At 44.2% G+C, this 23,611-nt stretch carries 20 protein-coding genes; 12 read left to right on the top strand and 8 right to left on the bottom strand.

Annotated features, from left to right (window positions below):
* Nucleotides 1-1,097 precede the first annotated feature (1,097 nt).
* From AC4E8A_RS21670 to AC4E8A_RS21650, 5 genes are all read right to left on the bottom strand, one after another.
* Complete coding sequence (locus tag AC4E8A_RS21670) at nt 1,098-2,459, bottom strand: APC family permease (RefSeq protein ID WP_490195861.1); 1,362 nt, start codon at nt 2,457-2,459, stop codon at nt 1,098-1,100.
* A gap of 3 nt (nt 2,460-2,462) precedes the next feature.
* On the bottom strand, nt 2,463-3,380 hold the full coding sequence (locus tag AC4E8A_RS21665; protein WP_490195859.1) for an acetamidase/formamidase family protein: 918 nt from the start codon (nt 3,378-3,380) through the stop codon (nt 2,463-2,465).
* 103 nt (nt 3,381-3,483) lie between these two features.
* Nucleotides 3,484-4,803 (bottom strand): hypothetical protein, encoded by a 1,320-nt coding sequence (locus AC4E8A_RS21660; RefSeq protein ID WP_490195857.1) that lies wholly within the window; start codon nt 4,801-4,803, stop codon nt 3,484-3,486.
* Entirely contained in the window at nt 4,800-5,501 is a 702-nt protein-coding gene (locus AC4E8A_RS21655) for a response regulator transcription factor (RefSeq protein ID WP_490195856.1), read from the bottom strand. The genes AC4E8A_RS21660 and AC4E8A_RS21655 overlap by 4 nt, the downstream gene beginning before the upstream one ends.
* Nucleotides 5,498-6,250 (bottom strand): sensor histidine kinase, encoded by a 753-nt coding sequence (locus AC4E8A_RS21650; RefSeq protein ID WP_490195855.1) that lies wholly within the window; start codon nt 6,248-6,250, stop codon nt 5,498-5,500. The genes AC4E8A_RS21655 and AC4E8A_RS21650 overlap by 4 nt, the downstream gene beginning before the upstream one ends.
* 302 nt (nt 6,251-6,552) lie before the next feature.
* On the opposite strand from AC4E8A_RS21650, the gene AC4E8A_RS21645 reads away from it, so the two are divergent.
* The 9 genes from AC4E8A_RS21645 to AC4E8A_RS21605 all read left to right on the top strand — a co-directional run bounded on the left by AC4E8A_RS21645 (nt 6,553) and on the right by AC4E8A_RS21605 (nt 17,384).
* Complete coding sequence (locus AC4E8A_RS21645; RefSeq protein WP_490195854.1) at nt 6,553-7,284, top strand: plasmid pRiA4b ORF-3 family protein; 732 nt, start codon at nt 6,553-6,555, stop codon at nt 7,282-7,284.
* Between the two features lie 75 nt (nt 7,285-7,359).
* Nucleotides 7,360-7,896 carry a hypothetical protein gene (locus tag AC4E8A_RS21640; RefSeq protein WP_490195852.1) on the top strand — a complete coding sequence of 179 codons (537 nt, stop codon included), beginning with the start codon at nt 7,360-7,362 and terminating at the stop codon, nt 7,894-7,896.
* 189 nt (nt 7,897-8,085) lie between these two features.
* Complete coding sequence (locus AC4E8A_RS21635) at nt 8,086-8,979, top strand: DUF6843 domain-containing protein (protein ID WP_490198960.1); 894 nt, start codon at nt 8,086-8,088, stop codon at nt 8,977-8,979.
* 286 nt (nt 8,980-9,265) lie between these two features.
* The gene (locus AC4E8A_RS21630) at nt 9,266-10,495 is read left to right on the top strand and encodes a multidrug effflux MFS transporter (protein WP_490195851.1); all 1,230 of its coding nucleotides are present in this window, start codon (nt 9,266-9,268) and stop codon (nt 10,493-10,495) included.
* A gap of 361 nt (nt 10,496-10,856) precedes the next feature.
* Nucleotides 10,857-11,465 (top strand): hypothetical protein, encoded by a 609-nt coding sequence (locus AC4E8A_RS21625; RefSeq protein ID WP_490195850.1) that lies wholly within the window; start codon nt 10,857-10,859, stop codon nt 11,463-11,465.
* An 816-nt stretch (nt 11,466-12,281) separates the two neighbouring features.
* Nucleotides 12,282-13,538: a metal-dependent hydrolase family protein gene (locus tag AC4E8A_RS21620; RefSeq protein WP_490195849.1), complete on the top strand. Its 1,257-nt coding sequence runs from the start codon at nt 12,282-12,284 to the stop codon at nt 13,536-13,538.
* A 52-nt stretch (nt 13,539-13,590) separates the two neighbouring features.
* Complete coding sequence (locus AC4E8A_RS21615; protein WP_490195848.1) at nt 13,591-14,796, top strand: hypothetical protein; 1,206 nt, start codon at nt 13,591-13,593, stop codon at nt 14,794-14,796.
* Nucleotides 14,797-14,890: 94 nt separating this feature from the next.
* Nucleotides 14,891-16,099 carry a metal-dependent hydrolase family protein gene (locus tag AC4E8A_RS21610; RefSeq protein WP_490195847.1) on the top strand — a complete coding sequence of 403 codons (1,209 nt, stop codon included), beginning with the start codon at nt 14,891-14,893 and terminating at the stop codon, nt 16,097-16,099.
* 88 nt (nt 16,100-16,187) lie between these two features.
* Nucleotides 16,188-17,384: a M20 family metallopeptidase gene (locus AC4E8A_RS21605; RefSeq protein ID WP_490195846.1), complete on the top strand. Its 1,197-nt coding sequence runs from the start codon at nt 16,188-16,190 to the stop codon at nt 17,382-17,384.
* Nucleotides 17,385-17,602: 218 nt separating this feature from the next.
* Here AC4E8A_RS21605 and AC4E8A_RS21600 read toward each other — a convergent pair whose 3' ends face one another.
* The 3 genes from AC4E8A_RS21600 to AC4E8A_RS21590 form a co-directional block, all read right to left on the bottom strand.
* Nucleotides 17,603-17,752 (bottom strand): hypothetical protein, encoded by a 150-nt coding sequence (locus AC4E8A_RS21600; RefSeq protein ID WP_490195845.1) that lies wholly within the window; start codon nt 17,750-17,752, stop codon nt 17,603-17,605.
* Between the two features lie 456 nt (nt 17,753-18,208).
* Complete coding sequence (locus AC4E8A_RS21595; RefSeq protein ID WP_490195844.1) at nt 18,209-18,424, bottom strand: DUF2922 domain-containing protein; 216 nt, start codon at nt 18,422-18,424, stop codon at nt 18,209-18,211.
* A 40-nt stretch (nt 18,425-18,464) separates the two neighbouring features.
* Nucleotides 18,465-18,683, bottom strand: coding sequence for a DUF1659 domain-containing protein (locus AC4E8A_RS21590; protein ID WP_490195843.1), 219 nt, complete (start codon nt 18,681-18,683; stop codon nt 18,465-18,467).
* Between the two features lie 875 nt (nt 18,684-19,558).
* Between AC4E8A_RS21590 and AC4E8A_RS21585 the strand changes: the two genes are divergently transcribed.
* The 3 genes from AC4E8A_RS21585 to AC4E8A_RS21575 are packed head-to-tail and all read left to right on the top strand — an operon-like array spanning nt 19,559 to nt 23,609.
* A complete protein-coding gene (locus AC4E8A_RS21585) occupies nt 19,559-20,029 on the top strand; it encodes a MarR family winged helix-turn-helix transcriptional regulator (protein ID WP_490195842.1) in 471 nt (156 codons plus the stop codon).
* Nucleotides 20,026-21,750: an ABC transporter ATP-binding protein gene (locus AC4E8A_RS21580; RefSeq protein ID WP_490195841.1), complete on the top strand. Its 1,725-nt coding sequence runs from the start codon at nt 20,026-20,028 to the stop codon at nt 21,748-21,750. Before AC4E8A_RS21585 ends, AC4E8A_RS21580 begins: the two co-directional genes overlap by 4 nt.
* The gene (locus tag AC4E8A_RS21575) at nt 21,747-23,609 is read left to right on the top strand and encodes an ABC transporter ATP-binding protein (RefSeq protein WP_490195840.1); all 1,863 of its coding nucleotides are present in this window, start codon (nt 21,747-21,749) and stop codon (nt 23,607-23,609) included. Before AC4E8A_RS21580 ends, AC4E8A_RS21575 begins: the two co-directional genes overlap by 4 nt.
* Nucleotides 23,610-23,611 lie beyond the last annotated feature (2 nt).

The raw sequence follows: 23,611 nt of genomic DNA, 5'->3' as shown, positions 1-23,611 counted from the left end.
TAAAACGGCACCCTTTCATTATCCTAATTATCTCCAAATCTCTTAATTAACTCTGTAATATCCATATTTTCATTGCAAGTACCCTTAATTATATCCACCCTGTATCCAAAATCCATCTTTAGTTTCTTTATCCACCCATAGGCAATCCTTGCATCCTCTAAGTCAGGGTTTCTCTAAAAGGATAATAAGGAACAGGAAAGCTTCCACTTGTCATAATTTAAGAATCATCTTTTGTCATAGGATAGTTCATAGAACCATTTTTTATTAGAAAGAGTAGATTCCAAGAAGAAGGCCTTGAGTACAGCCCTATAAAAAAAACCTGCAGATTCTTTCTCTGTAACCCGTTCAGTACAGAGGGAGAAACCAATAAATTGAAAGGTAATTTGCGGTACAATTTGCATAGCATTTTGTATCGGCTTTTTTATCGGCATACCAATGGTTTCGGTGTTTTTTCGCTTATTGCTGCATACTGATTTGCAGGCCAATTTGCACTACCACATAAATTTATGTGGTGTTGCAAACTGGTCTGCATTTTATGTTACAAATTTGTCCGCGGATTTGTTATTGCCAGATACAATAGATGGGAGAGAAAGAGGAATAACCCAGTGGGAGAAAAATAAGGGGAGTTTTTACCGTTAGATGTAGAGTAGACGTGGTTTTTGCGGAAAATAAGGGGAGTTTTTCCCTTTATACAAAGCAAAGCTGCCTATTTTCACATTTTTTGAGTCATATAAGAGGAATTTGTCCCTCTATTTAAGCTGTTTTCAATACTATTTGCTAATTAAGAGGAATTTTTCCCTCTATATACCTCAATTAGCAGAGAACCTGGTTTCATTGCTGCAGAATGCAAAAGTTTAACGGGAAACCGGCTGTTCAACCGATCTGGGGCTTAATTGAATAACGCATAATAGAAGTGAGGAGCTGCAAGGTCGTTGGCAGCTCCTCTTTTTCGGGCAATTTTTCATACATATTACACTTCAAAACAGCCTGCAAAAGTCTTTGTATTTTAACCCGCAAAACCACCAGCAAATAGGCATTTTCTCCCTCTCAACCGGACGAGTTGTCTTTCTCTGCAGGCTAGGCTTTTTAACTGTTATTTATTCCAGGTCAAGCGCGGTATCTTTTTTGAATACTTTCAGCAGGATCAGATAGACAATTCCGATCCCAAGCCAGATGAATCCCAGCTGTTTGGATAGTGGATCAAGAGAAAACCATACATACCCGATGATGATAAACCCGATCAGCGGAAGTACCAGATGTTTAAAGTACTGCTTGCTCTTTTGCTTTTTGATGAAATAAATGACCACAGATGCATGAAGGAACAAGAATGCTGATAATGCACCGAAGTTGACCACTGATGCCAATGCACCGATTTGTGAAGCAAAGAATGCTGTCACAATCAACGAGACCACTGCAACAAGCAGGGTGCTGACATATGGTGTCTTAAATTTAGGGTGCACTTTTGACAGGACCTTTGGCAGCTTGCGGTCGCGGGCCATGCTGTACAGAATTCGTGATATGGCTGCCTGTGCAACAAGTGCGTCGGCAATTCCCCAGGCAACTGCGGTTGCGATGATCGTCATCCACTTCAACCAAGGGCCTCCAGCGATTTCAGCAATCTGATAGAATGCAACATCAGCGTTTTCAAAGTTTGTATAATCAGGCCAGATCAATGCAGCTACCCAAGTCTGAATGATGAACAGGACTCCCACTACAAGTAAAGAGAAAATGATTGCCTTCCCAATTGCTTTACTTCCGCCTTTTGATTCTTCCGCCAATGTTGAAATCGCATCAAAGCCTAAAAAGCTAAGTACAGCGATTGATACTGCGCCCATTACTGTACCCATGCTGAAATTATCTGCATCATATAAGGGTTTCCAAGTGAACTCAGCACCATTGACCCCCTTCGTAATGGCAAAAATACCGACAGCTACGAATATCACTAAAACAATTAATTCGGCAACGACAATGATTTTGTTCGCTTTCGCGGTGAACTCAATTCCCAGCACGTTGACCACTGTATTGATCGCGATAAAAATCACGAGCCATACGAGTAATGGGATATCTGGAACGATATCATGTAAAGCCGCGGCACTGACTAAATAAAGAAGTGCTGGAACGAAAATGTAATCGAGCAATATAAGCCAGCCAGCAATGAAACCTACAGAATCATTGATGCCACGCTGTGCATAGGCATATACCGAGCCGGCAATCGGAAAGGCTTCAGACATTCTAGCGTAGCTTAATGCGGTGAAAATCATCCCGACCATCCCGATGAGGTAGGCAAGGGCGACCATCCCGTTTGAACCCTCGGCAACTGCGCCATAAATCCCGAATGGAGCGATAGGTACCATAAATACGAGACCGTAAATCAGCAAATCCCAGAATGTCAGGGATCTTTTTAACTCCTGTTTATAACCCATATTAGATTGTGTTTGGTTAGATTGAAGTTCAGCCATTGATTATACCTCCTCTTTCTTGAAGAGTTGGATATTGTACGCTTCTAGGATGGACCGTGGCACAAAGAATCGTGCCGTTTTCAGCGGATCAACGATTTGGCTGATTTGTGCCTGACCTGCTGCACTCATCAGCATGATGAACTGGGCTAAAGACAAGTCTGTCTGTGGCTGGAGCAAATCGATCATTTCTTCGACAGCTGTATTGGCAGCTTCATCTAAAAGTTCTTTTGATACGAGAGTGGCCACACCTTCTTCGTTTTCCAAAACTGGATGATTGATGTTGTGCCCTTTGATGACTTCAAGCGTAACCTTTACCTTTGCAGGGATTTCAATGCCCGACACACTGATTTCTCCATCCCCCATTGCGGCATGCAAATCTCCCAGCGCAAAAAGTGCACCAGGATGAAACACAGGGAAGTAAAGGGTTGCCCCTGTTGTAATCAGCTTTGTGTCCATATTTCCGCCGTGTGCTCCAGGAGTGCCATTATTGACAGCTTCGCCTTCTGGAGCTACTCCTATAACGCCAATCATAGGGTTTAGCGGCAGTGCGAGTTTTTCATTGAAAATCGCTCTATCCTCTTTGACAGGAATGATCTTTACTTCGAACCTCTCCAGGCGATGTCCCATGACACCAAGCTCAGGTCCAACAACCATGACACCCTGGTTCCCTAATTCGATGTCATCGATCGTGACTTTTAAAATGTCCCCAGGCTGTGCTCCCTCAACATAAACTGGCCCTGTTGCGGGGTTGATTTGATCCCAGTCAATCGCGTTAAAAGTCGTATGCTCTGATTGGATTTGATTCTGAAAGCAGTCGAAAGTATTAATTTCGACCTGTGTACCGGATTTCACTGTCAGTGCTGGTTTATTGTTTTTATCCATGGCATAAACAAACGATTCGGTCGATAACTGTGCAGTCATTTCAATCCCTCCTGAATTTAATTTTGTATATTCTGAATAATTAAAATGTTACACTTTTTCACCCGGGGTTGTTTGTAAAAATCCAATCTGTTTTTGCACAATCTTATTTAATTTTTGTCACCAGCAAATGCAGAACAAATGAGAGAGCGACCGTTACGGGTACGACCATCCACACGTCGGCTACCGTCATATTGAGTATAATTCCTGCTATGCTCATTAATCCGAGTGTAAGTGAAAAATGCTTTATCGAGAATTGTCCTTTCAAATAAAAATAAAAAAACGGGATAGCTGCCGAGGCAAAGAAGGACATAAAGTAAGGAAGCCACTTTTCAAAGGACCCCGCCAGCAGAACACCTGCCAGTCCTAGAAGCAAAATCATTACCATTCCAAATAAATAGCCTGCTTTTAAATTTTGATAGGATGATGTCTCTTGAGTTTGCCGCGCTGTCAATATGCTTAGAAACAGACTGACGATTGAGTAAAGGGAATGCCCGGCGCCAACTGCAAGCATGGAAATGCCGGTATAGATAAAAATATGAGCTAGTATCGTATTTGACTGAATCACCGACTCAAGTAGTTCTGTAGATGCCGATGTTTGAGTTTGCGAAAGCAGGTACATTGTCAAAGCTGTATAGCAAAGCAATAAGGCGGTCCAGGAAAATGTAGCATACCTTAATGCAGATAAACGGTGATTGGGCTTGATCATTTTAACCGATTCCCAGAAGTAAAAACTTGTGAAGGTTTGACCTGCCATAATAAATAGGAATGTTAAAAAGTAAGAACCTTTTTCCAAAAAGCTTCCACTGAAGATTCCTTGGGAGTTTGTCATAAGCCGCTGGTAAACAGCTTCTGTTCCAGTCCTTAAGTAGAGTGTCAGGACTGTGAAGGAAATGGTGAATAATATCCCGATTAAAATCAGGCTGCCGACTCGTGTGACTCCCATTTTTCCGCCTAAGCCAAATAGTACATAACTAAAAATTAAAAATAAAAACACACCCGAATAGGAGGACTGATGAAAAAAATCCCGGAACAGAATAATAATCAATGAAGTCTGGATCAAGATGCTTACAATACTGGAAAGACCAAATATCCAAAATACAGCAGCGTCAATTTTGCCGATAGAATTGAACTGGTCCATTTTCTTCTGGCTGTAAGTCCATTTTCTAACTAACAAATAGAGGATAAGAGAGGAACAGGTAAAAATGAAGAAGCTTGACAATCCACCTTTTACTGTAAGAATGAAAGGGAAAAGAACGGTTGCTCCGGTCATAAATTGGATCACCAAAGAGTATGTTCCACCGCCTAAGCCGACTTCTTTTCCGGAATTCGTGAATTCATGGACACTGCGGTATCTTCCAATCTTGTCGATTAGAAGAATAACAAGTGTAAAAGCAATGAATAATAGAACATACCAATCAATCATGAGTTGTTCTCCTTAAATTGGCTTGGTGTGATGCCTTCCATTTTCTTAAATAAATTACTAAAATGATGCTGACTCGAAAAACCGACCATTTCAGCGATTTTGAACAGACTCCAATCAGGGTTTTCGAGCATCAGCTGCTTCGCTTTCTGAATCCGAAAATCATGGATATAGTCTGTGAATTTTATACCAACGACTTCAGTGAATTTTTTGCTTAAATAAGTAGGGCTGACAAACACCTTCATAGCTAAGTCGGATAGCTGAAGCTTTTGGTTGTACTCTTCGCGGACAATCTCCAGTACTTTGTTGATCAGCACGGATTTCGTTTCTGTAAACGAGTTTTTTTGTGAAAAATCCTCAATCGTCTTGATCAGTTCTTTTTCAATCACCGGTTTAACAAGATAATCCAATACGTTCAGGCGGATTGCCTGTTTCGCATAGCTGAAGTCTTGATAAGCAGTAATAAGTACGACTTCGGTATCTATATCATTTGTCCTCAAGTATTCACAAAAGTCCAATCCGGAATCCCCGGGCAATTGGATATCGACAAAAGCGAGAGGGAGAGAATATTGGTTTACCAGTTGCTTTGCTTCAACGACATCCTCTGCAGTGAATATGCTCCAGTTCGGATAGTGTTTTTTTACCAAGTAGGTGAGCTGTTCAAGCTCTAATGGTTCATCATCGATTATTAATAAATTCATTGTGATTCCTCCGGTGAATATGGCCAAATAGCACTCACTTCTGTCCATCCTGGCTTTCGTTTCATTGAGACTTCTGTATGCAGTTCAAATAGTAATTCAAGTCGTTTGCGGATATTCTCCAATCCTGTTCCATCCCCGTCTGTTATGAATGGCTCATTTTCACTGTTGCCATTGTCTAAAACCTTTAAGATGACCCAGTTCCCTTCCCGGCGCAAATCAATTATCAACCGTTTTTCACCACGTTTATTTTCAATGCCGTGCTTAAAGGCATTTTCAACAAATGTCTGCAGGGTGTAAGGAGGAAGATATGTTGGCAGTGCGCGTTCATCAATCTCCATCTCTACTTCAAGCTTCTTGCCAAAACGCAGCTGCTGGATCGCTAAGTAGTTTTTGGTATGCTCCAATTCACTTTCAAACGAAATAAGAGATCCCTTATCCCTGTTCTGATATCTTAGAAATAGGGAGAACTTCTCCATTGATTGGATGAGATCTTCATTTCTGTTCAGCCTGGCGAGAGACATCATTGCATTCAAACTGTTAAAAAGGAAATGCGGGCGGATTTGCTGGCTGAGCTGCAGGTATTCCATTTGATGCAGCTGTGTCTGAAGCTGGATCTGTTTGTTTTCCATCTGCAAGTAATCAAACTCTTTTTCAAGCAGCTTAATAATACTGAGAATGACCAATGCAATGATTGGAATGAGCAGGCATAGGAAGATAACGATGCTGAAAATGGCCGAAGCACTTATCATAATTAATTCACCCTTTAAGTAATTGCCTATTTTTCTATCTATCTTACTCTTTTTTCATAATAGGGACAAAGGGACAAGGGACAAAGGGACAGGTTCCTCGTCCCGCCCGTTTCTAAATCCATTCACGCAGAATCTTACTCTATGAAAAGAGGCATCTCATTTCGGCATGTTTCTTTTCTGTCTCTTTAGGTGAAAGGGACAATGAACCTGTCCCTCCGTCCCGCCAATCATTTATAATGGTGGCATAGAGATAATGCTGCTTGAAATACAGGCGGTCAAATTGTAAATGGAGGGAATTGCAAATGAAAGCCTATATTATAAAGATTGAATTAGAAGAGTCCAATCCATTAATTTGGAGGAGAGTCATCATGCCAGCAGGAGCGACATTTAACAGGCTTCATGATGTCATCCAGAGAGTGTCCAACTTTCAGAGCGGTTATCCTTATGAAAGTTACCACTTTTTTGAGTTCGACCTGACTGAGGATCAGAAGAGGGTCACCGATAATGAAGAGGCTTACCAGGAACATCAGCATTATAAGAAGAACAAAGGCTTGTTTGAAGAACGTTTGAGAACAATGCCGCCGGAAATGCAGAAATTCGAGAAGCGTTATCAGGAAAGTTTGAAAATCGAAGTGCGCAAACCTGCCAGCCTAAAAATCGATGATTATCTGGAAAAGTATAAGGAAATCAGATATGCATATGACTTTGGTGATAATTGGAAATTTGTCGTAAAACTTGAGCAAATTGTCGATGATTACTACTTTGGTTATCCCACCCTCCTTGATGGGGCAGAGACAGCACCCCCTGAAGATGTTGGCGGGATGCATGGGTTCTATGAATTTCTGGAGGCTTATCATGACAAGAAGCACCCAGAGCATAAGGACATGAAGGCATGGGCGGAATCATTGCATTTCAGGGAATATGACCCTGCGTGGATCAATGAAATGCTCAAGGGCCTTAACTATAAAAAGACGGAGTGGGGTAAAATTAACCATATAAATTATAAAATAATTGAAGATAAGTATCGCAGTTAAAGGGGCTGCAGGATATCCGTCCTTGATTTTGAGGCTGAAACGAAGTAATAATCACAAGAGAAAAGAGGGTGCGGCATGCCGTTATCGTATAAAAACTTTAGAGGAGATACCTATTATTTGCATAGTAAGATAACCAAGAAAGGAAATACGTCCTATCATTTCTCGAAAAAAGAAGAAGGTGCTGCAGAAATAAGCGAGATTCCAGTTGGATATGAACTATATGAAGAACCCAATGGGAAAGTGTACTTGAGAAAGAAAACAAAAGAGTACATCCATGATGAGGAGATACAAATCATTCAAAAAGGAATGGAAAGGTATTCTGAAATAAAAGATTTCAAATTGGATATCAAAAAGAACATGGTCTATGTCTATACGGCCGATCAAGAGTTACCCATTCCGCCCGCCCTCCAACCTAAATACAAACAGTACGACACCCAATTACGTTTTGTTTTGATAGACGAAAATGAACGGGCTTTTGAAGTGGAAAGGTTTTGTTATTTAGGAAGTATCGACGACTGGATCCATATAGATGAATCTGAGGATCTAGAGACATTAGTTCAAGAATACACTCAGCATCTTGGGAAAGATTCTTTTTATGAGCTTGGGACATAGTCGACAGGTTCCTCGTCCCGCCATAAATATTCACAGCAGCAGAAGTCTTTATCTACTGCCAGGTATGGGGAAAAACGTATTCATCCATCCATTTGTACCAACTTTTTCTCATACAAAAGAGATATGTCTTCGCAAAGCGGGACAAGGAACCTATCCCTTCGTCCCATGGGAAGGGAATGAATTGTAGTGATGGTGAGAAAGGTTAAGTCAGCTTTATATGCCACGCTATTGTTTACAGCGGGTTTTTCAATCATGGGCCTGTTTGATGGATACTTCTGGGTAGGTTGGTTTGTCCTTCTTTTTGCAGGAGCGGGAAACTTTATATATGGACTTCCCGTATCTTTCCTATCTGATTTACTAACGACGAGACTGCCTCAAGGAAGAGTGGTGGCTGCCGGACTAATTCATATTATCTTTGGTTTTATAAGCCAATTTTTACTGAATAACGCTGGTTTGTACGCAGTTATTAATGCGGCACTGTTCTTTTTATTCGATGAATGGCTGAGGAGTAAGAAAGAAGCTGGAAATACACATGAAAGAGGGATTCACATCGCGAAAGCGTTAACGGTCCTCCCTTTTGCTGCTTTGGCGATTTGGGGGAGTATGACTATTGAGTATTCGACAAGTGGGGAGGAGGCAAAGACGAATATGATCTATTTGATTCCTGAAGGTTATGAGGGCTCCGTCGTTATTTTTTACCATATGACGGGGGAACCGGTGCTGGGACAAGAGGGGGAATTCCAGGTGGTTCCGATCAATGTTGAAAGTCTGCCCACTTTACTGAATACGGATATTGAGAGGTATGGCACCTATCGCACGTCGACAACAGAAATGAGCTATGGCGTCGTCAATGATCAATATTTTTATGTGGATGAAGAGGGGAAGCGGACCCCGATTGATGACTATTGTACCCATGATGATCTGAGTGGCGGATCACTGGGAATGAGCGGGAAGGAAATGCTGTACAAGGTCTTTCAAGTTACAAATAGCGAGTGTGGGGAAGATTTCTTTTTAGACGGGAATGAGCGTTTTACCGCTCAAGCCAGTGAAATTGTGAAGTTTTGGACGAGTTTGTATGAGTGATGTATGGGGACAGTGACGCCGCGAGATTTGTCGAGGCTTTTAGGGTGTTTTTTTTTATTCCAGGTTTTTTGGTTGTTTTGTTGAAGTATAGGTTATTGTTTTTTTCTCTACTATTATGCCCATTTCTTAATTCTCCTTTGAGGGACAAGGGACCTGTCCCTTCGTCCCACCTTCGTCCCACAAAATTATAATGTTGCAAATTAAGTGATAATCCTTGCAGAAAGGTATACAATGACAAAGGTACTATCAAACCATTAATCTACTTCATGAGAAAGGCGATAGAAAATTGAACTTATCAAAGACTAAAAGAGTACAGCTAGCTTTTCTGTTGGGGTCACTTGCCATTTTAGGTCCATTTACGATTGACACGTATTTGCCTTCATTTCCTACGATTGTTGATGATTTTCACACTAATGCTTCGTTGGTTCAAATCAGCTTAACCACTTGTTTATTAGGGCTCGGAGTAGGTCAATTAGTTATAGGGCCTATGAGTGATGTACATGGCCGCCGTAAACCATTGCTCATCTTCCTCACTTTGTATTTTTTATCCTCTGTAACGTGTGCCATCGCACCCAATATTTATACCTTGATCGTTTCCCGTTTTATTCAAGGATTTGCAGCGGCTGGTGGACTGGTTATCTCAAGAGCCATTGTACGGGATTTGTTTAGTGGGCGGGAACTAACGAAGTTTTTTGCTTCTTTAATGTTGGTTGGAAATCTTGGTCCCATTATTGCACCAATTATCGGCGGTGCGATTTTGACGTTTACGAGTTGGAAAGGCGTTTTTATTGTCCTGGCTCTTATCGGCATGATCTTCACATTCATTGTTACCTTAAAACTTGAAGAAACGTTACCAACTGAAAAACGGGTACCGGGGAATTTCAAGCAAGTTGTTAAGAACTTTGGAATGTTATTAAAGGACCGTGAATTTGCCGGATATGCCTTTACTCAAGGATTTACAACAGCCGGGATCTTTGCGTATGTATCGGGTATTTCATTTGTCTACCAAAACATTTATGGCGTTTCCCCTCAAGTATTCAGCTTCTTATTCGGGGTAAATGGAGTGGGCTTAATCATAGGGACTCAATTGGTTGGCCGATTATCAGACTATATACCGGAAAGAACATTTTTGAAAATTGGATTAGGGCTTTCCAATACAGCTGCCATTCTTTTGCTGACGGCCATTTTACTAAAGGCACCGATTCTATTTGTAGCGCTTCCTATTTTCTTTTTAGTCATGTCCATCAGTATTATCGGGACAGCGTCATTTTCCCTGGCTATGGAAACGAAAGGGCATGTGGCGGGAAGTGCATCTGCATTACTAGGGGTGTTGCCATTCCTGCTTGGTTCCTTGACAGCTCCACTTGTTGGAGTAGCGGGTGAGTACTCCGCTCTTCCGATGGGGATTATCATCTTGTCTGCAAGCTTTTTGGCGTTTTTGTCTTACTTCTTATTAGTGCGGAAAGGCTCTTTGCATCTAAAGGGACCAGACGCGTCTATTCATAACAACTTGTAATATATATAATTTAAAACACCTTTCTACTCGATAACGGATCGAGGGAATGGTGTTTTTATTTTGGGTATTTTGTGTGCCTATAGGCAGGCGATTCAAATGGGAGGTTATGAGGGTATGTCGGTAACTCCACTATAATGTGTTTAAGATTTGTTACAGTTGGTTCCCATGTTCATTCAGGCATCAGACATAATTCAACAGTTGCATACCTCCTGCAAAAGAATTATGACTCGAATTTTGTCCCGCCTCCTTCAGATATGAATTTTTTACTATTCCGAAAGAACCTTATTACACCATGTCATACCCCTGGATTATTTGTAATATGGTAAGATATAAAAATTTGTGGCCGGGGAGGCATGCTCTAATGTCCGACTATGGGAAGAAAAATGATATCGAAATAGAAAGGTTATATGAACACGGAGATAACCGGGAGAGAAGTGAAGCCGAAAGTGAATTATATCGAAGAGGCTATGAACAGGATGACGATGGCTATTGGGAATTCGAAGCTGGGTATAGTCCTGAATCTGGGGATGATGAAGAGTCAGGACTAGGGAGCATTTTTCTCTTCATTGTGGGGATTGCAATCTTGGTGGCCTGTTTGATAGGCACCCATTTCATTGTAGGATATTCTTTGAATTATGCTTCTTATATTTATACCGGTTTTGCCCTTACATTCGTTCTCATGGGACTGTCGAAGGGAAGATCCAAGTTTGCAAATTTCTTGTTTTATCTCGGATGTGCTGCCTTGGCCACAAGACTGTTCGCCACTATAGTTGGAGCACTTGAAAACACTGATTATGTTTCCTTCCTTTTGAAAGACTCAACTGGATTGGGCGATTACATTAAGTACGGCTTTATTTATGCCATTTATATAGCCCTGGTTCCCTTAGTGTCAATGAAACTGTTAACTGCCGTCGTGAGGGGGATAACGAAGAATACGAATTCCTCTGATACTACCCCTTTGAGTGGGTAAGGGCAGGATTGGATACAATTGTAAACATATCCCATTAAAATGTAATGATGGCCACGTCCCTACATTTATTGAATGCTATGGGGTGCTTTTTTTATGTGATTGGTGTGTTGGCCATTTTTGATGCCAGCTATGTTGAAAGTGCCTGTTCATCAGCTTCTCTTTATGGAACCGAAAAGTATTGAAGTCTCGTTTGATTTTCTTTTGAAATTTCTTCTACCTCTTTGGGACATAGGGACAGGTTCCTCGACCCACCCTAACTATTCACAGCTGAAGTCTTTATCTACTACCAGGGCTGGAAACCTATTCATCCATCCATTGGTACCAACTTTCTCTCATGCAAAAGAGATTTGTCATCGCAAAGCGGGACAAGGGACCTGTCCCTTCGTCCCGCTATAAAATTTGTCTCCGTTTTTCTACCTGCTTCCATACCTCTTCTATGTCTTCATACGCCATGTCCATAAACATTTCAACCTCGATATTACTATTTTAAAATAGTAAAAATGTTAGCAGCCTATGTATTGAATGTAGAGTATTTATACTGTTTAAGGTTTTTTTTACAGGGCTAAACCTTTCCCTCCACCCGCATTTGCATAGGTAAAACCTACATGAATCGAAAGGACTGTTTCGACAGTTTTCTTGGATTTTTTCATCTTGCCGGGACAATGTACCTGTCCCTCTGTCCCTTTCTCTGCAAGAAAACGCTTTCATAATATAATTTTTAATTTCAATCATTTTTTAACAAAAAACCATTGACCGGCACTATCGGAATAGGATAAGATTACAAACAATTTAAATAATTCAGAAAGAAGGGATTGGATGGCGAAACAGATTTTCTTAAAAGGCGGTTTGTTGATTGATGGGAATGGCGGAGGAGTTATAGAAGATGCAGGGGTGTTAATTGACGGGGAAAAGATTGCTGCCGTTGGCCCTGCAGATGCAATTGCTGTTCCTGAGGATGCTGAAGTAGTCGAATTGAACGGTAAGGTGATCATGCCGGGATTGATCGATGCCCATGTCCACCTTGTCGGAGTGAAGGACCTGAACCTGATGCTGGCAGCCTTTGAACCGACAGAAGTTCAGATGGGACGAGCTTTGAAAGATTTGCCAAAGCTAATTGATGCGGGCGTAACCGCAGTCCGTGATGTGGGAAGTCCCATCGCGCTTCACATAAGAAATTTGATCAACGACGGTGTCTATGAAGGTCCCAGAGTCAAGACTTCCTACAAGATCCTAGGGCAGACTGGCGGTCACGGAGACATACATATGCTCCCGCCGGAATTCAATACCAACCGCACGTGTGATGGGGTGGATGATTGCCGCAAAGCAGCACGTGAACAGTTCCGTGCCGGAGCGGATTTCATCAAGATCTGTTCTTCCGGAGGAGTCCTTTCCGAAAAAGATGACCCGCGTTCACCTCAGTTGACCGTTGAAGAAATCGCAGCGATCGTTTACGAAGCTGAAGCTGTGGGATCTTACGTTGCTTCACACGCACAGAGCACCCAGGGAATCAAAAACGCCCTGAAAGCAGGAGTGAAAACGATTGAACATGGAATCCTCATTGATGATGAAGGAATCGAAATGATGCTTCAAAATGAGGCTTACCTTGTCCCAACGTTAGCCATCGTGAAAAGAATCGTTGATGAAGGTGCGCAGCACGGTGTTCCCGAATTTGGGCTGCAGAAAGCCAAAACGTATTATGACCTTCACATCCAAAATATGAAAAAAGCTTATGCCGCCGGAGTAAAGATTGCCGCCGGTACTGATTTTGCTGGCTGTGATCCTGTTGACCATGGCGGAAATGCATTAGAACTTGAGCTGCTTGTTAATGATGTTGGGCTGACGCCGATGGAGGCAATCGTTTCAGGAACCAAGATTTCTGCAGAAGCAATAGGCCTCGGCGGGGAAATTGGGAAGATTGAAACAGGGAAGCTTGCCGATTTGATTGTGGTCGAAGGCAACCCGGCGGAAGATATCGCCGTTCTGTTAAACACAAACAACATTAAACAGGTATATGTAGGCGGCAAACGATACAAGAACAGTGTGTCCGTAACGAAAGAAGTAGAACTAGTCTAAAATGTACCCAGAAGGAATGACGAACCAACTAAATTTAATGGAGGGGATTTAATTGTTAAATGAACCGGTTGTAGCCACGATGCTCATCCTAGCTTTGATTGCGGTAGGGGAAGTCATCTCCATTAAGACCAGGGCGAGGGTGCCGATGCTGCTAGTTGTGCTGCTGGGCTATCTTGTCTTAATGTGGGTCGGTGTCATTCCGAAAGACCTTGTTGCGAACTCCACCTTTTCAACGGTCGGGGCTGTGTTGATCGCTCCATTGATCGTCCATATGGGTACACTGATCCCTATGAAAATCATCAGGCAGCAGTACAAGTCGGTCATCATCGCTTTGCTCGGAATCGTTATTGCGGCAGGCACCATCCTGCTGACGGTGTCCCCGATCTTTGGCTACAATACCGCGGCGGCAGGAACGGGACCGCTTACCGGGGGGATCATCGCCTTTGTTGTTACATCTGAAAAATTACAGGCCTTAGGTTTAACAGCTCTTATCACGATCCCTGTCCTTGTCCTTTCTCTTCAAAGCTTGATCGGACTTCCGTTGACGACGTTCTTCCTGCGTCGCTATGCAGTAAAAGTGAAAGCGCAAATGGGAAGTAAGCTGTATGTGGCTGCAGCGAGTGAAGCTGCTGTTCAACACCAATCGATTGGCAAAGCAGAAGAGGTGGAAGAAGAGCCTGTGAAGAAAAGCTGGATTCCTGATCGTTACGCAACTTCTTCTATTCTGCTGTTTCAATTGTTTTTGGGTGGATCGCTTGCGGTTGTAGCCGGAAACCTTACCGGAATTCACTACAGCATCTGGGCGCTTGTCATTGGTTTGGCTGGAACGTTGAGCGGTTTCTATCGTGACAAAATGATGGAGCGGGCCAATTCCTTCGGTGTAGGGATGGTCGGTGTCATCTTTGTGATCATTCCTTCTATGAATCAAGTAACATTCGGATTGTTTTTACAGAACCTGCCGGCTGTCGTTACTATTCTGGTGATCGGTTCCGCAGGCATCATCCTTGGAGGGTTCCTTGGAGCAAAACTAGTAAAATGGGATGTTACTAAGGGGATTCCAGTCGCATTAACAGCGATGTACGGATTCCCCGGCGATTACCTTGTATGCGAGGAAGTCAGCCGGAGTGTCGGGGAAACCAAAGAAGAGCAGGAGTATATTTTCAATGAAATCCTCTCCCCGATGCTTGTCGGTGGATTCACGACCGTTACGATCGCTTCCATTGTCATTGCAAGCGTCCTGATGGGGACCCTGTCATAGGTGGGACAAGGGGACAGGTCCCGTGTCCCAGGGACAATGAACCTGTCCCCATGTCCCACTACTATCTAAAACTCTTAATCTAATGGAGGAGAATATGAAAACGAAAATAACCAACATCCAACTATTTGATGGAGAAAATGCTGCATTAACCAAAACGACGATTCTATTTGATGAAAAAACGATCCTTGCAATCGGTGATCTGGCAAAAGAGGCCGATGCAGACCAGGTTTTCGATGGAGAAGGCTTAACCTGTGTGCCCGGTTTGATCGACTGCCACGTCCATCTCACAATGGACGGAAATGCAGATCCTTTTGTTGACAGCCTCGGAAATACCGAAGCGGACGATGCGTATAAAGCCTATCGCAATGCTCAAAAGCAAATCGAAAGCGGTGTTGTGACGGTTCGTAACGTCGGGTCCAAAGACAATGTCGATATTGCGCTCCGGAATGCAATCGAGAAAGGGGTCGTCAAAGGACCCAGGATCGTTGCTTCCGGGGAACCGATCGTCATGACAGGCGGCCATGGACATACAATGGCGATAGAAGCGGATGGTGTCGATGAGGTTCGGAAAGCAGCCCGTACCCAGTTGAAGAAAGGGGCAGACCTTCTTAAACTGATGGCAACCGGCGGCGTTATGACACCGGGTGTCGATCCAAACTCCCCGCAGCTTGGTGAAGATGAGCTGCGGTGCGCCTGTACAGAAGCAACCAATGCAGGAAAAACAACGGCAGCACACGCACAGGGCATGCAAGGGATCAAAAATGCAATCCGTGCCGGCATCACAACGGTGGAACATGGGATTTACCTGGATGATGAGGCGATCGACATGATGCTGGAGCGGGGAACGTTCCTCGTTCCGACACTTGCCGCACCATTTAATATTGTGGAGTACGGACTCGAAGCCGGGATTCCGAAACATGCGGTGCAAAAAGCAGAGAGTGTCATGGAAGACCACCAAAAGAGCTTTTACCAAGCTTATCAAAAAGGAGTGAAAATTGCGGCCGGTACAGACGCCGGGACGCCGTTTAACAGGCACGGTGACTTTGTGACCGAGCTGGAGCTGATGGTGAAGAACGGAATGAAGCCTGAAGACGTCCTGCATTCTGCGACGAAAATCGCTTCAGAAGCGATGAAGATTGATGACAAGACAGGCACAGTGGAAGTAGGAAAGGCGGCTGACCTGCTGCTCGTCCAGGGGAATCCATTAGAAAACATTTCAGCGTTGCGTAAGGTCGTCAAAGTGTTCAAAGAGGGCGAATGCTATTTTTCCAAAGAGGTAAAGAAAAAAGCTGTAGTCATCTGAAGCGGGACAAGGGGACAGGTTCCGCGTCCCGGGGACAACGGACCTGTCCCTCTGTCCCTCCAAAAATAAAAGAGGATGGTGTTATGTAATGGAAAAATTATATCAGCAGCTCGATCAATTATACGATGAAATGGTGGAGGTTTTCCGCCACCTTCATATGCATCCTGAACTTTCCTTTGAAGAAGTGGAAACGCCTAAATTTATTGCGGATTACCATACTCAGCTGGGGCATGAGGTTCGAACCGGCGTAGGAGGACGCGGTGTTGTGGCCAAGCTTAAAGGTGGAAAGCCGGGACCGACGATCGCGTTACGTGCTGACTTTGATGCCTTGCCGATCCAGGAAGAAACCGATCTTCCCCATAAGTCCAAAGTGAATGGTGTGATGCATGCATGCGGACACGACGGCCATACTGCGGAACTGCTGGTCCTGGCAAAAGCGCTTAACAAAATGAAGGACGATCTTCAAGGGACGATTGTATTCATCCATCAACACGCAGAAGAATACCAGCCCGGTGGTGCGATTGCCATGATCGAAGACGGCTGTCTTGAAGGGGTAGATGTAATCTTCGGTACTCACTTATGGGCCAATGCCCATGTTGGGGAAGTAGGTTTCCGTTCCGGCCCAGTCATGGCTGCAGCCGATCGGTTTCATATCACGATTCAAGGAAAAGGCGGACACGGGGCTCAGCCTCATCTGACCAAAGACTCTGTTGTGGTCGCATCCCAGGTCGTGACGAGCCTGCAGCAGATTGTTGCTCGCCGTGTTGATCCGCTTGAATCGGCCGTTGTATCCGTCGGCAATTTTGTTGCAAAAAATGCGTTTAACGTCATTGCTGATACCGTGGAGCTGACAGGAACAGTAAGGACGTTCAAAGAAGAGGTACGTGAGTTAGTGGAAAGAGAAATCGAGCGTGTCGTAAAAGGGGCGTGCCTTTCTGCTGATGCGGATTATACATACCAGTTTGTCAAAGGGTATCCTGCCTGTGTCAATCATCCGGAAGAAACCGAGTTCGCAGCTGAGATTGCTGGATCCGTTCCAGGGGTGACAAATGTATATGAACCAGCTCCGCAAATGGGCGGCGAAGATTTCTCCTATTATTTGCAGCACGTAAAAGGAACATTCTTCTTTACGGGAGCAGGCGACCCGGATTGGAAAGAAACATATCCGCACCACCATCCTAAGTTTAAAATCAGTGAAAAAGCCATGTTGGTAGCAGCCAAAACAATGGGCAAAGCTGTGATCGAATATGCGGAAAACCATTCTCAGGTTCTTGTGGAGCAATAAGATGTCAGTAAAGGCCGGCCGGGATACTCTTTTTCCAGGCCGGTTTCTTTTGTGAAGAACAATTTCTCCTTTCACCAAACAGTGACAAGGATTCTAAAGCTGCTTTGACGCATATCAGTGATGTTAGACGCAAAAGTAACTGTTTTTGGTGCATAACTTTCATCAGACGCATAACTCCCAGATTTCGGTGCGTAACCGCTCAAATTCAGCGCGTTACCTCAATAAAGAGCCTGCTCGTCATTGTTGATCCGCTGAAAAAAAGAGGTTTTCACTTCCACTCCTGTCAGTATGCTGATCACTTTCATCCTTTCATAGCCTTCCAAACAGCTGCTATAACTGGAATCAAAGGCAAGGGGATGTTGAATCAAACAAAAAAGCACTTATTGACCCAAAATCATCACATAAGTGCTCTCTATATCGATTCTTCATCTCCTGGGGCAGCAGTTTGATAGAGCCAATGATGCTTCAAGCTTCGTTTCAATTCGATAAAGCAGATACATTGTTACGACAATCAAAACCCTGCCTCCGAGATGAACGAAATTCCTTGTTCCAACTGGCTCATCTCCTTCTTTTTTAAAGGCTCTTTTCGTAAACTTTGTTGCTATTCAATATAAATTTCAACTAATATCCTGGTAAATCGTCGTTAAAACCGCGGTGAGCAGGGAAGAAAAGAGCTGCCCGTTCTTTTTCGAGAGTAAAACCCTATGAATACAGGGGAAAAATCCGGCACTTGGGATTTTTCCGAAAGCAACAATATATGCGAAAACAGCCTTTTTAAAAAACAAGGTGCCCTTCAGCAAAGCCGAGGGGCACCTTTTCATTCATTACACTTCGTATTCCGTGACATTTCGCTCGATCACACGTGCTCCCTCAACAGCTACAAGAGCGCCGCTGTTGCTTTGGATGACATTTGTTGCGATCAATGTGTCCATTACCTGTTTCACTTGTTCTGTATCTACAGGTTCAACCGGTTCATCAATTGAAATCCGGGCCGTTTTTCCAAACTGGGTAAGGAATTGCAGTTCAAGTGCTTTAGCCATTTCTGTTCACCACCTTTCTTTACGTTTTTCGGACTCCTGCTTATTCGTTAATGTCGTAACTGTCATTCTTCTCGATGTTCACAAGCGGTTTACTGCTGAGTCCGGCTAGAGCCTGGGCAGCCTGGTGGATGTCGTCTGGTGTCGAAGAGTAGTTGATGTTGGCGTAAGTCTTGTTGGAGTACTTCGGCTTGCCGTTTTCGTCCATGCCGTTATCAAAAACCATTCTGAGTTTGATACTTTTTAAATCCGACGTTGCCATTTGCCTCACCTCCTTTCGCCTTCTATATAGAGAGGAGGGGTGGAAAAGGACACCTTGAATGTTGTTTTTTTGTAGGACAGAGGGACAAAATTTTTACAGTTAGAGCGTAATGCAATATATACTGCGGAGATGGGTTGATGGTTTATCGTCTGTTCCTGCCAAAATACATGTCATCATGTATCGGGTTCGGTTTTTAAGTGCAACACTGAAAATTCTTACATCAAAGGAGTGCCAGATCGCATCGATTTGATCACTCCTTTTTCCTTAAAGTTACGGTGTTTTTTTCGCTAAGACTTTTCAATATTAATACAAAATGCAATCACCTTAATTCACCAAAATTAAGGGAATGAGAGGAGATTACTATTTTAAAATCGACAATGAATCAGATTGGAACGGAAGGTGTGTGATCTCCTGCGGGACTAGCGTGACAGGTGAAACCCCAAAAGCAAAGCCGATGAAGTTCACCGCACCCCCTGGAGTGCAATTCAATAAACATTGATCCCTCGGCTGCAAATAACTCAATCATTGCAAATCAGAAGTTTGTACTTCAGAACTGAACCCATTAGTCATCACGACATGGTTTTTTCTGATCCTGACTCTTGGGACGGAGGACCTGTCCCTCCGTCCCACTCCCTCTCTTAATCTTCTCTTACATTCTTCTTGTTGTACACTCTCCGTACTCGCTCCAGTTTAGTGTTGTTCTCCTGTCGTTTTACAGTTGTTCTTTTGTTTTTTAAGGATAGAAGCGGACTGTATCCACCACTGGTGAATAGGGTGCGGCTGTTTTCTTGACTATCTTTCAAACAAGGAATAGACTGGAATGGTTCCATTGTGAACTGTTCATTTATAAACAATTAAGAAGTGAGGGCATATTGATGGAAATTCAGCTTACTCCTGCATTGCAATTATTGCGTTCTTTTTCAAGAGTGAATAACACCATGATGCGGTTCGTCCAGAAAACAGCTGCAGACAATGGATTATCTGTTACACAATATACGATTTTAGTGACCATTGCCCCTGTGAAAGAGATGACTCAAAAGGCGATAGGGGAGAAGACATTCCTTCCGAAAAGCACGTTGAGCCAAGCCGTCGATGGGCTTGTACAGGCAGGATTCCTCCGCCGGCAGCAAGTGGAAGACAACCGCAGGGAAATACTTCTTTCCCTCAGCAGCCAAGGGGAGTCGATGTTAAGAGGAATTCAGCAGCAGGAAGGCAGCATTCATCAGCTTACGGGAAGGGCTGTAGAGACTTTGACTGAAGAGCAGTTTGCAGGACTCTTACAGGTTCATAAGCAGATTGCCGACTTCTTTGATGAGTGTGCGGAGAGGAGGGAGGATTCTAAATGATCAAGCTCTTGAAACATTTATCTGCCTATAAATGGATGGTGGTGGGGATCGTTGCGTTGATCTTCATCCAATCCATGTCAACTCTCTATTTACCGACCCTGATGTCTGACATTATTGACAAGGGAGTCGTCGTTGGGGATATCCCTTATATCTGGAAGATTGGCGGCTTCATGCTGGTGGTGTCGGCATTTGGTGCAGCGGCTTCGATCATTGCCAGTTATTATTCTTCCAAAGCAGCGATGGGTCTGGGACGCGATGTCCGCCGGAAGCTCTTTTATCATGTTGAGAGATTCTCACTGCAGGAATTCAATGAAGTGGGAACGGCTTCTCTGATTACGAGAACCACCAACGACATCACTCAAGTTCAACAAGTCGTGATCATGATGCTTCGGATGATTATCAGTGCACCGATTATGTTAGTTGGCGGGATCATTATGGCTGTTTTGATGGATGCGAAATTATCCTTGGTCATTATCCTCACCATGCCGGTATTGGTTGGAGCCATCCTTCTGATTCTGTATAAAGGCATTCCGTTGTTCAAAGCCGTCCAGAAAAAGCTGGATCAATTGAATCTTGTGCTGCGGGAAAACCTGACCGGCATTCGGGTCATCCGCGCCTTCAACCGTGAACCGGAAGAGAAGGAGCGCCTTAAGCATACGAACCAGGAACTGACAGATGTTTCGATCAAAGTGAACAAAATCATGGCCTTTATGATGCCGGTCATGATGCTCGTCATGAACATGACCGTCGTTGCCGTCATTTGGTTCGGCGGCATCAGGATCGATAACGGCGGCATGCAAATCGGGGATTTAATGGCGTTCATTCAATATGTCATGCAGATCATGTTTGCATTAGTGATGGCGTCCATGATGTTTGTTATGGTGCCCCGTGCCGATGTATCGGCTAAACGAATCAACAAGGTCCTCGAAATGAAGCCTGCTTTTGAAGATACAGGTTCGAAAAAGGCGGATGTTCAGCAAGGGACGTTGGAATTTGAATCTGTCACCTTTCATTATCCTGGTGCGGAAGAGCCTGCTTTATCTGACCTCAGTTTCACCGCGAATCCGGGTGAAACCACAGCCATCATTGGGGGAACAGGCTCTGGGAAAACCACGCTCATCAATCTGATTCCCCGATTTTATGAAGTGTCGAGCGGAACCATCCGTGTCAATGGCGTGGATATAAGAGAGGCTTCCCAGGATGAAATCAGGTCCAAACTTGGACTTGTTCCGCAGAAAGCGACTCTCTTTACTGGACCGATTGCCGAGAATATCCGTTTCGGAAAAGAAGAGGCAAGTGACGAAGAGGTAGAAGCGGCTGCCCGGACTGCCCAGGCAGAAGAATTCATCAACAGAATGGACGGGGGATTCCAGGCAGAAATAGAACAAGGCGGCTCCAATCTTTCAGGAGGGCAGAAACAGCGATTGTCCATTGCAAGGGCCTTGGTTCGTAAACCGGATATTTACCTGTTTGACGATAGCTTCTCAGCACTTGATTACAAAACGGACGCAGAGCTTCGTGCCGCACTAAAAAATGAGACGGGAAAAGCTACGGTGCTCATCGTTGCCCAGCGAGTCAGCACGGTCATCTCTGCCGACAGAATTATCGTGTTGGATAAAGGAAAGGTGGCTGGAATTGGGACACACCAAGAGCTGCTTGAAACCAATGTGGTGTATCAGGAAATTGTCGCATCACAGCTTTCAGAGGAGGAAACGGCATGAGTAAACAACGGAAACCTCAAAGAGGCGGTGGTCAAGGAGGATTTGGGCCAGGCGGCGGAAACATGATGATGATGGGGCAGAAGCCCAAGAATTTCAAAGCCACCTTGAAGCGTTTAATTGGCTACTTAAAGCCTCGCCGAATCCGATTGGTGGCTGTTTTGTTCGCCGCCATCCTAAGTACGGTCTTTGCCATCGTCGGTCCGAAAATCATGGGTACGGCGATCACGGAATTATTTGAAGGAGCGTATAGCAAGTTCCAAGGAGTACCCGGTGCCGGGATTGACTTTGAAAAAATCGGGCAAATCCTGTTGATGCTGGCCGGGTTATATGTGTTGAGCAGCGTGTTCAACTTTATCCAGCAATATATCATGTCAAGCGTTGCCCAGCTGACGGCGTATGACTTGAGGGAAGATGTGAATCAAAAGATTGAGAAGCTTCCCCTTAACTATTATGACAGTCGTCCGAATGGGGAAACCCTGAGCCGGATGACCAATGATATCGATACAATCAGCAGTACGCTTCAACAAAGTTTGACTCAGTTCATCACGTCGATCGTCACCATTGTGGGGATTATCATTATGATGCTATCGATCAGTCCTTTATTGACGCTCATTTCGATTGTCAGCTTACCGGTTTCCATGTTTGCGATTCGACCGATTTTGAAGCGATCTCAAAAGCATTTTGCTGATCAACAACGGACTCTCGGTCATTTGAATGGACATATTGAAGAAATGTACACCGGCCATCAAGTCGTAAAAGCCTATGGACACGAAAAAAAGGCAGGCGTCCAATTCGATGAAGTGAATGATGAACTGTATGAAGCGGGAAGCAAAGCGCAGTATATCTCAGGAATTATCATGCCGATCATGATGTTCATAGGAAACATCAGCTATGTGCTGATCAGTGTTGTCGGCGGGATTCTCGTCACGAATCGGGCAATTTCCATCGGGGATATCCAAGCCTTTATCACCTATACCCGTCAGTTCACCCAGCCCATCACTCAAACGGCTAACATCGCAAATGTCATCCAATCGACCGTGGCAGCAGCCGAGCGGGTATTTGAACTGCTGGATGAAGAAGAAGAAACGAAAGAAAAGACGGTCGAACATTTATCACGCCCTAATGGCGCCGTTGCCTTTGAGCATGTCGACTTTGGGTATGGGGAACACCTGTTGATCAACGACATGAACATCGATGTTCAGCCCGGACAGACCGTTGCCATAGTAGGGCCGACGGGGGCCGGAAAGACGACTCTGATCAATCTTTTGATGAGATTTTATGAGCTGAATGACGGAAAAATCAAGATAGACGGTATCGACACGAGGTCCGTGCCCCGAAACGAGCTGAGAAAAAGCTTTGGAATGGTGCTGCAGGATACATGGCTCTTTAAGGGAACGATCAAAGAAAATATTGCCTATGGGAAACCGGGGGCAACAGAGGAAGACATCATGCGGGCATCCGAAATGGCCTATGCCGATCATTTCATCCGTACGCTGCCCGACGGCTATGAAACCGTTCTAAACGAAGAAGCCTCCAATATCTCACAAGGGCAGAAACAGCTTTTGACCATCGCACGGGCGATCCTGGCCGACCCTCCCATCATGATCCTGGATGAAGCCACTTCAAGTGTCGATACCCGGACAGAGCTGCTGATCCAACAGGCCATGAACCGATTAATGGAAGAGCGGACAAGCTTCGTCATCGCCCATCGTCTGTCGACCATCAAAGACGCAGATCTGATTCTCGTCATGGACCAGGGGTCTGTCATCGAACAAGGATCACATGCTGAACTGCTCACAAAGAACGGTTTTTATGCGGATCTATACAACAGCCAATTTTCCCGAGGTGCGGCTGGGTAAAG

The sequence above is a fragment of the Bacillus sp. SRL337 genome, from assembly GCF_984799155.1.
This window is presented reverse-complemented; position numbering and strand designations above follow the sequence as displayed.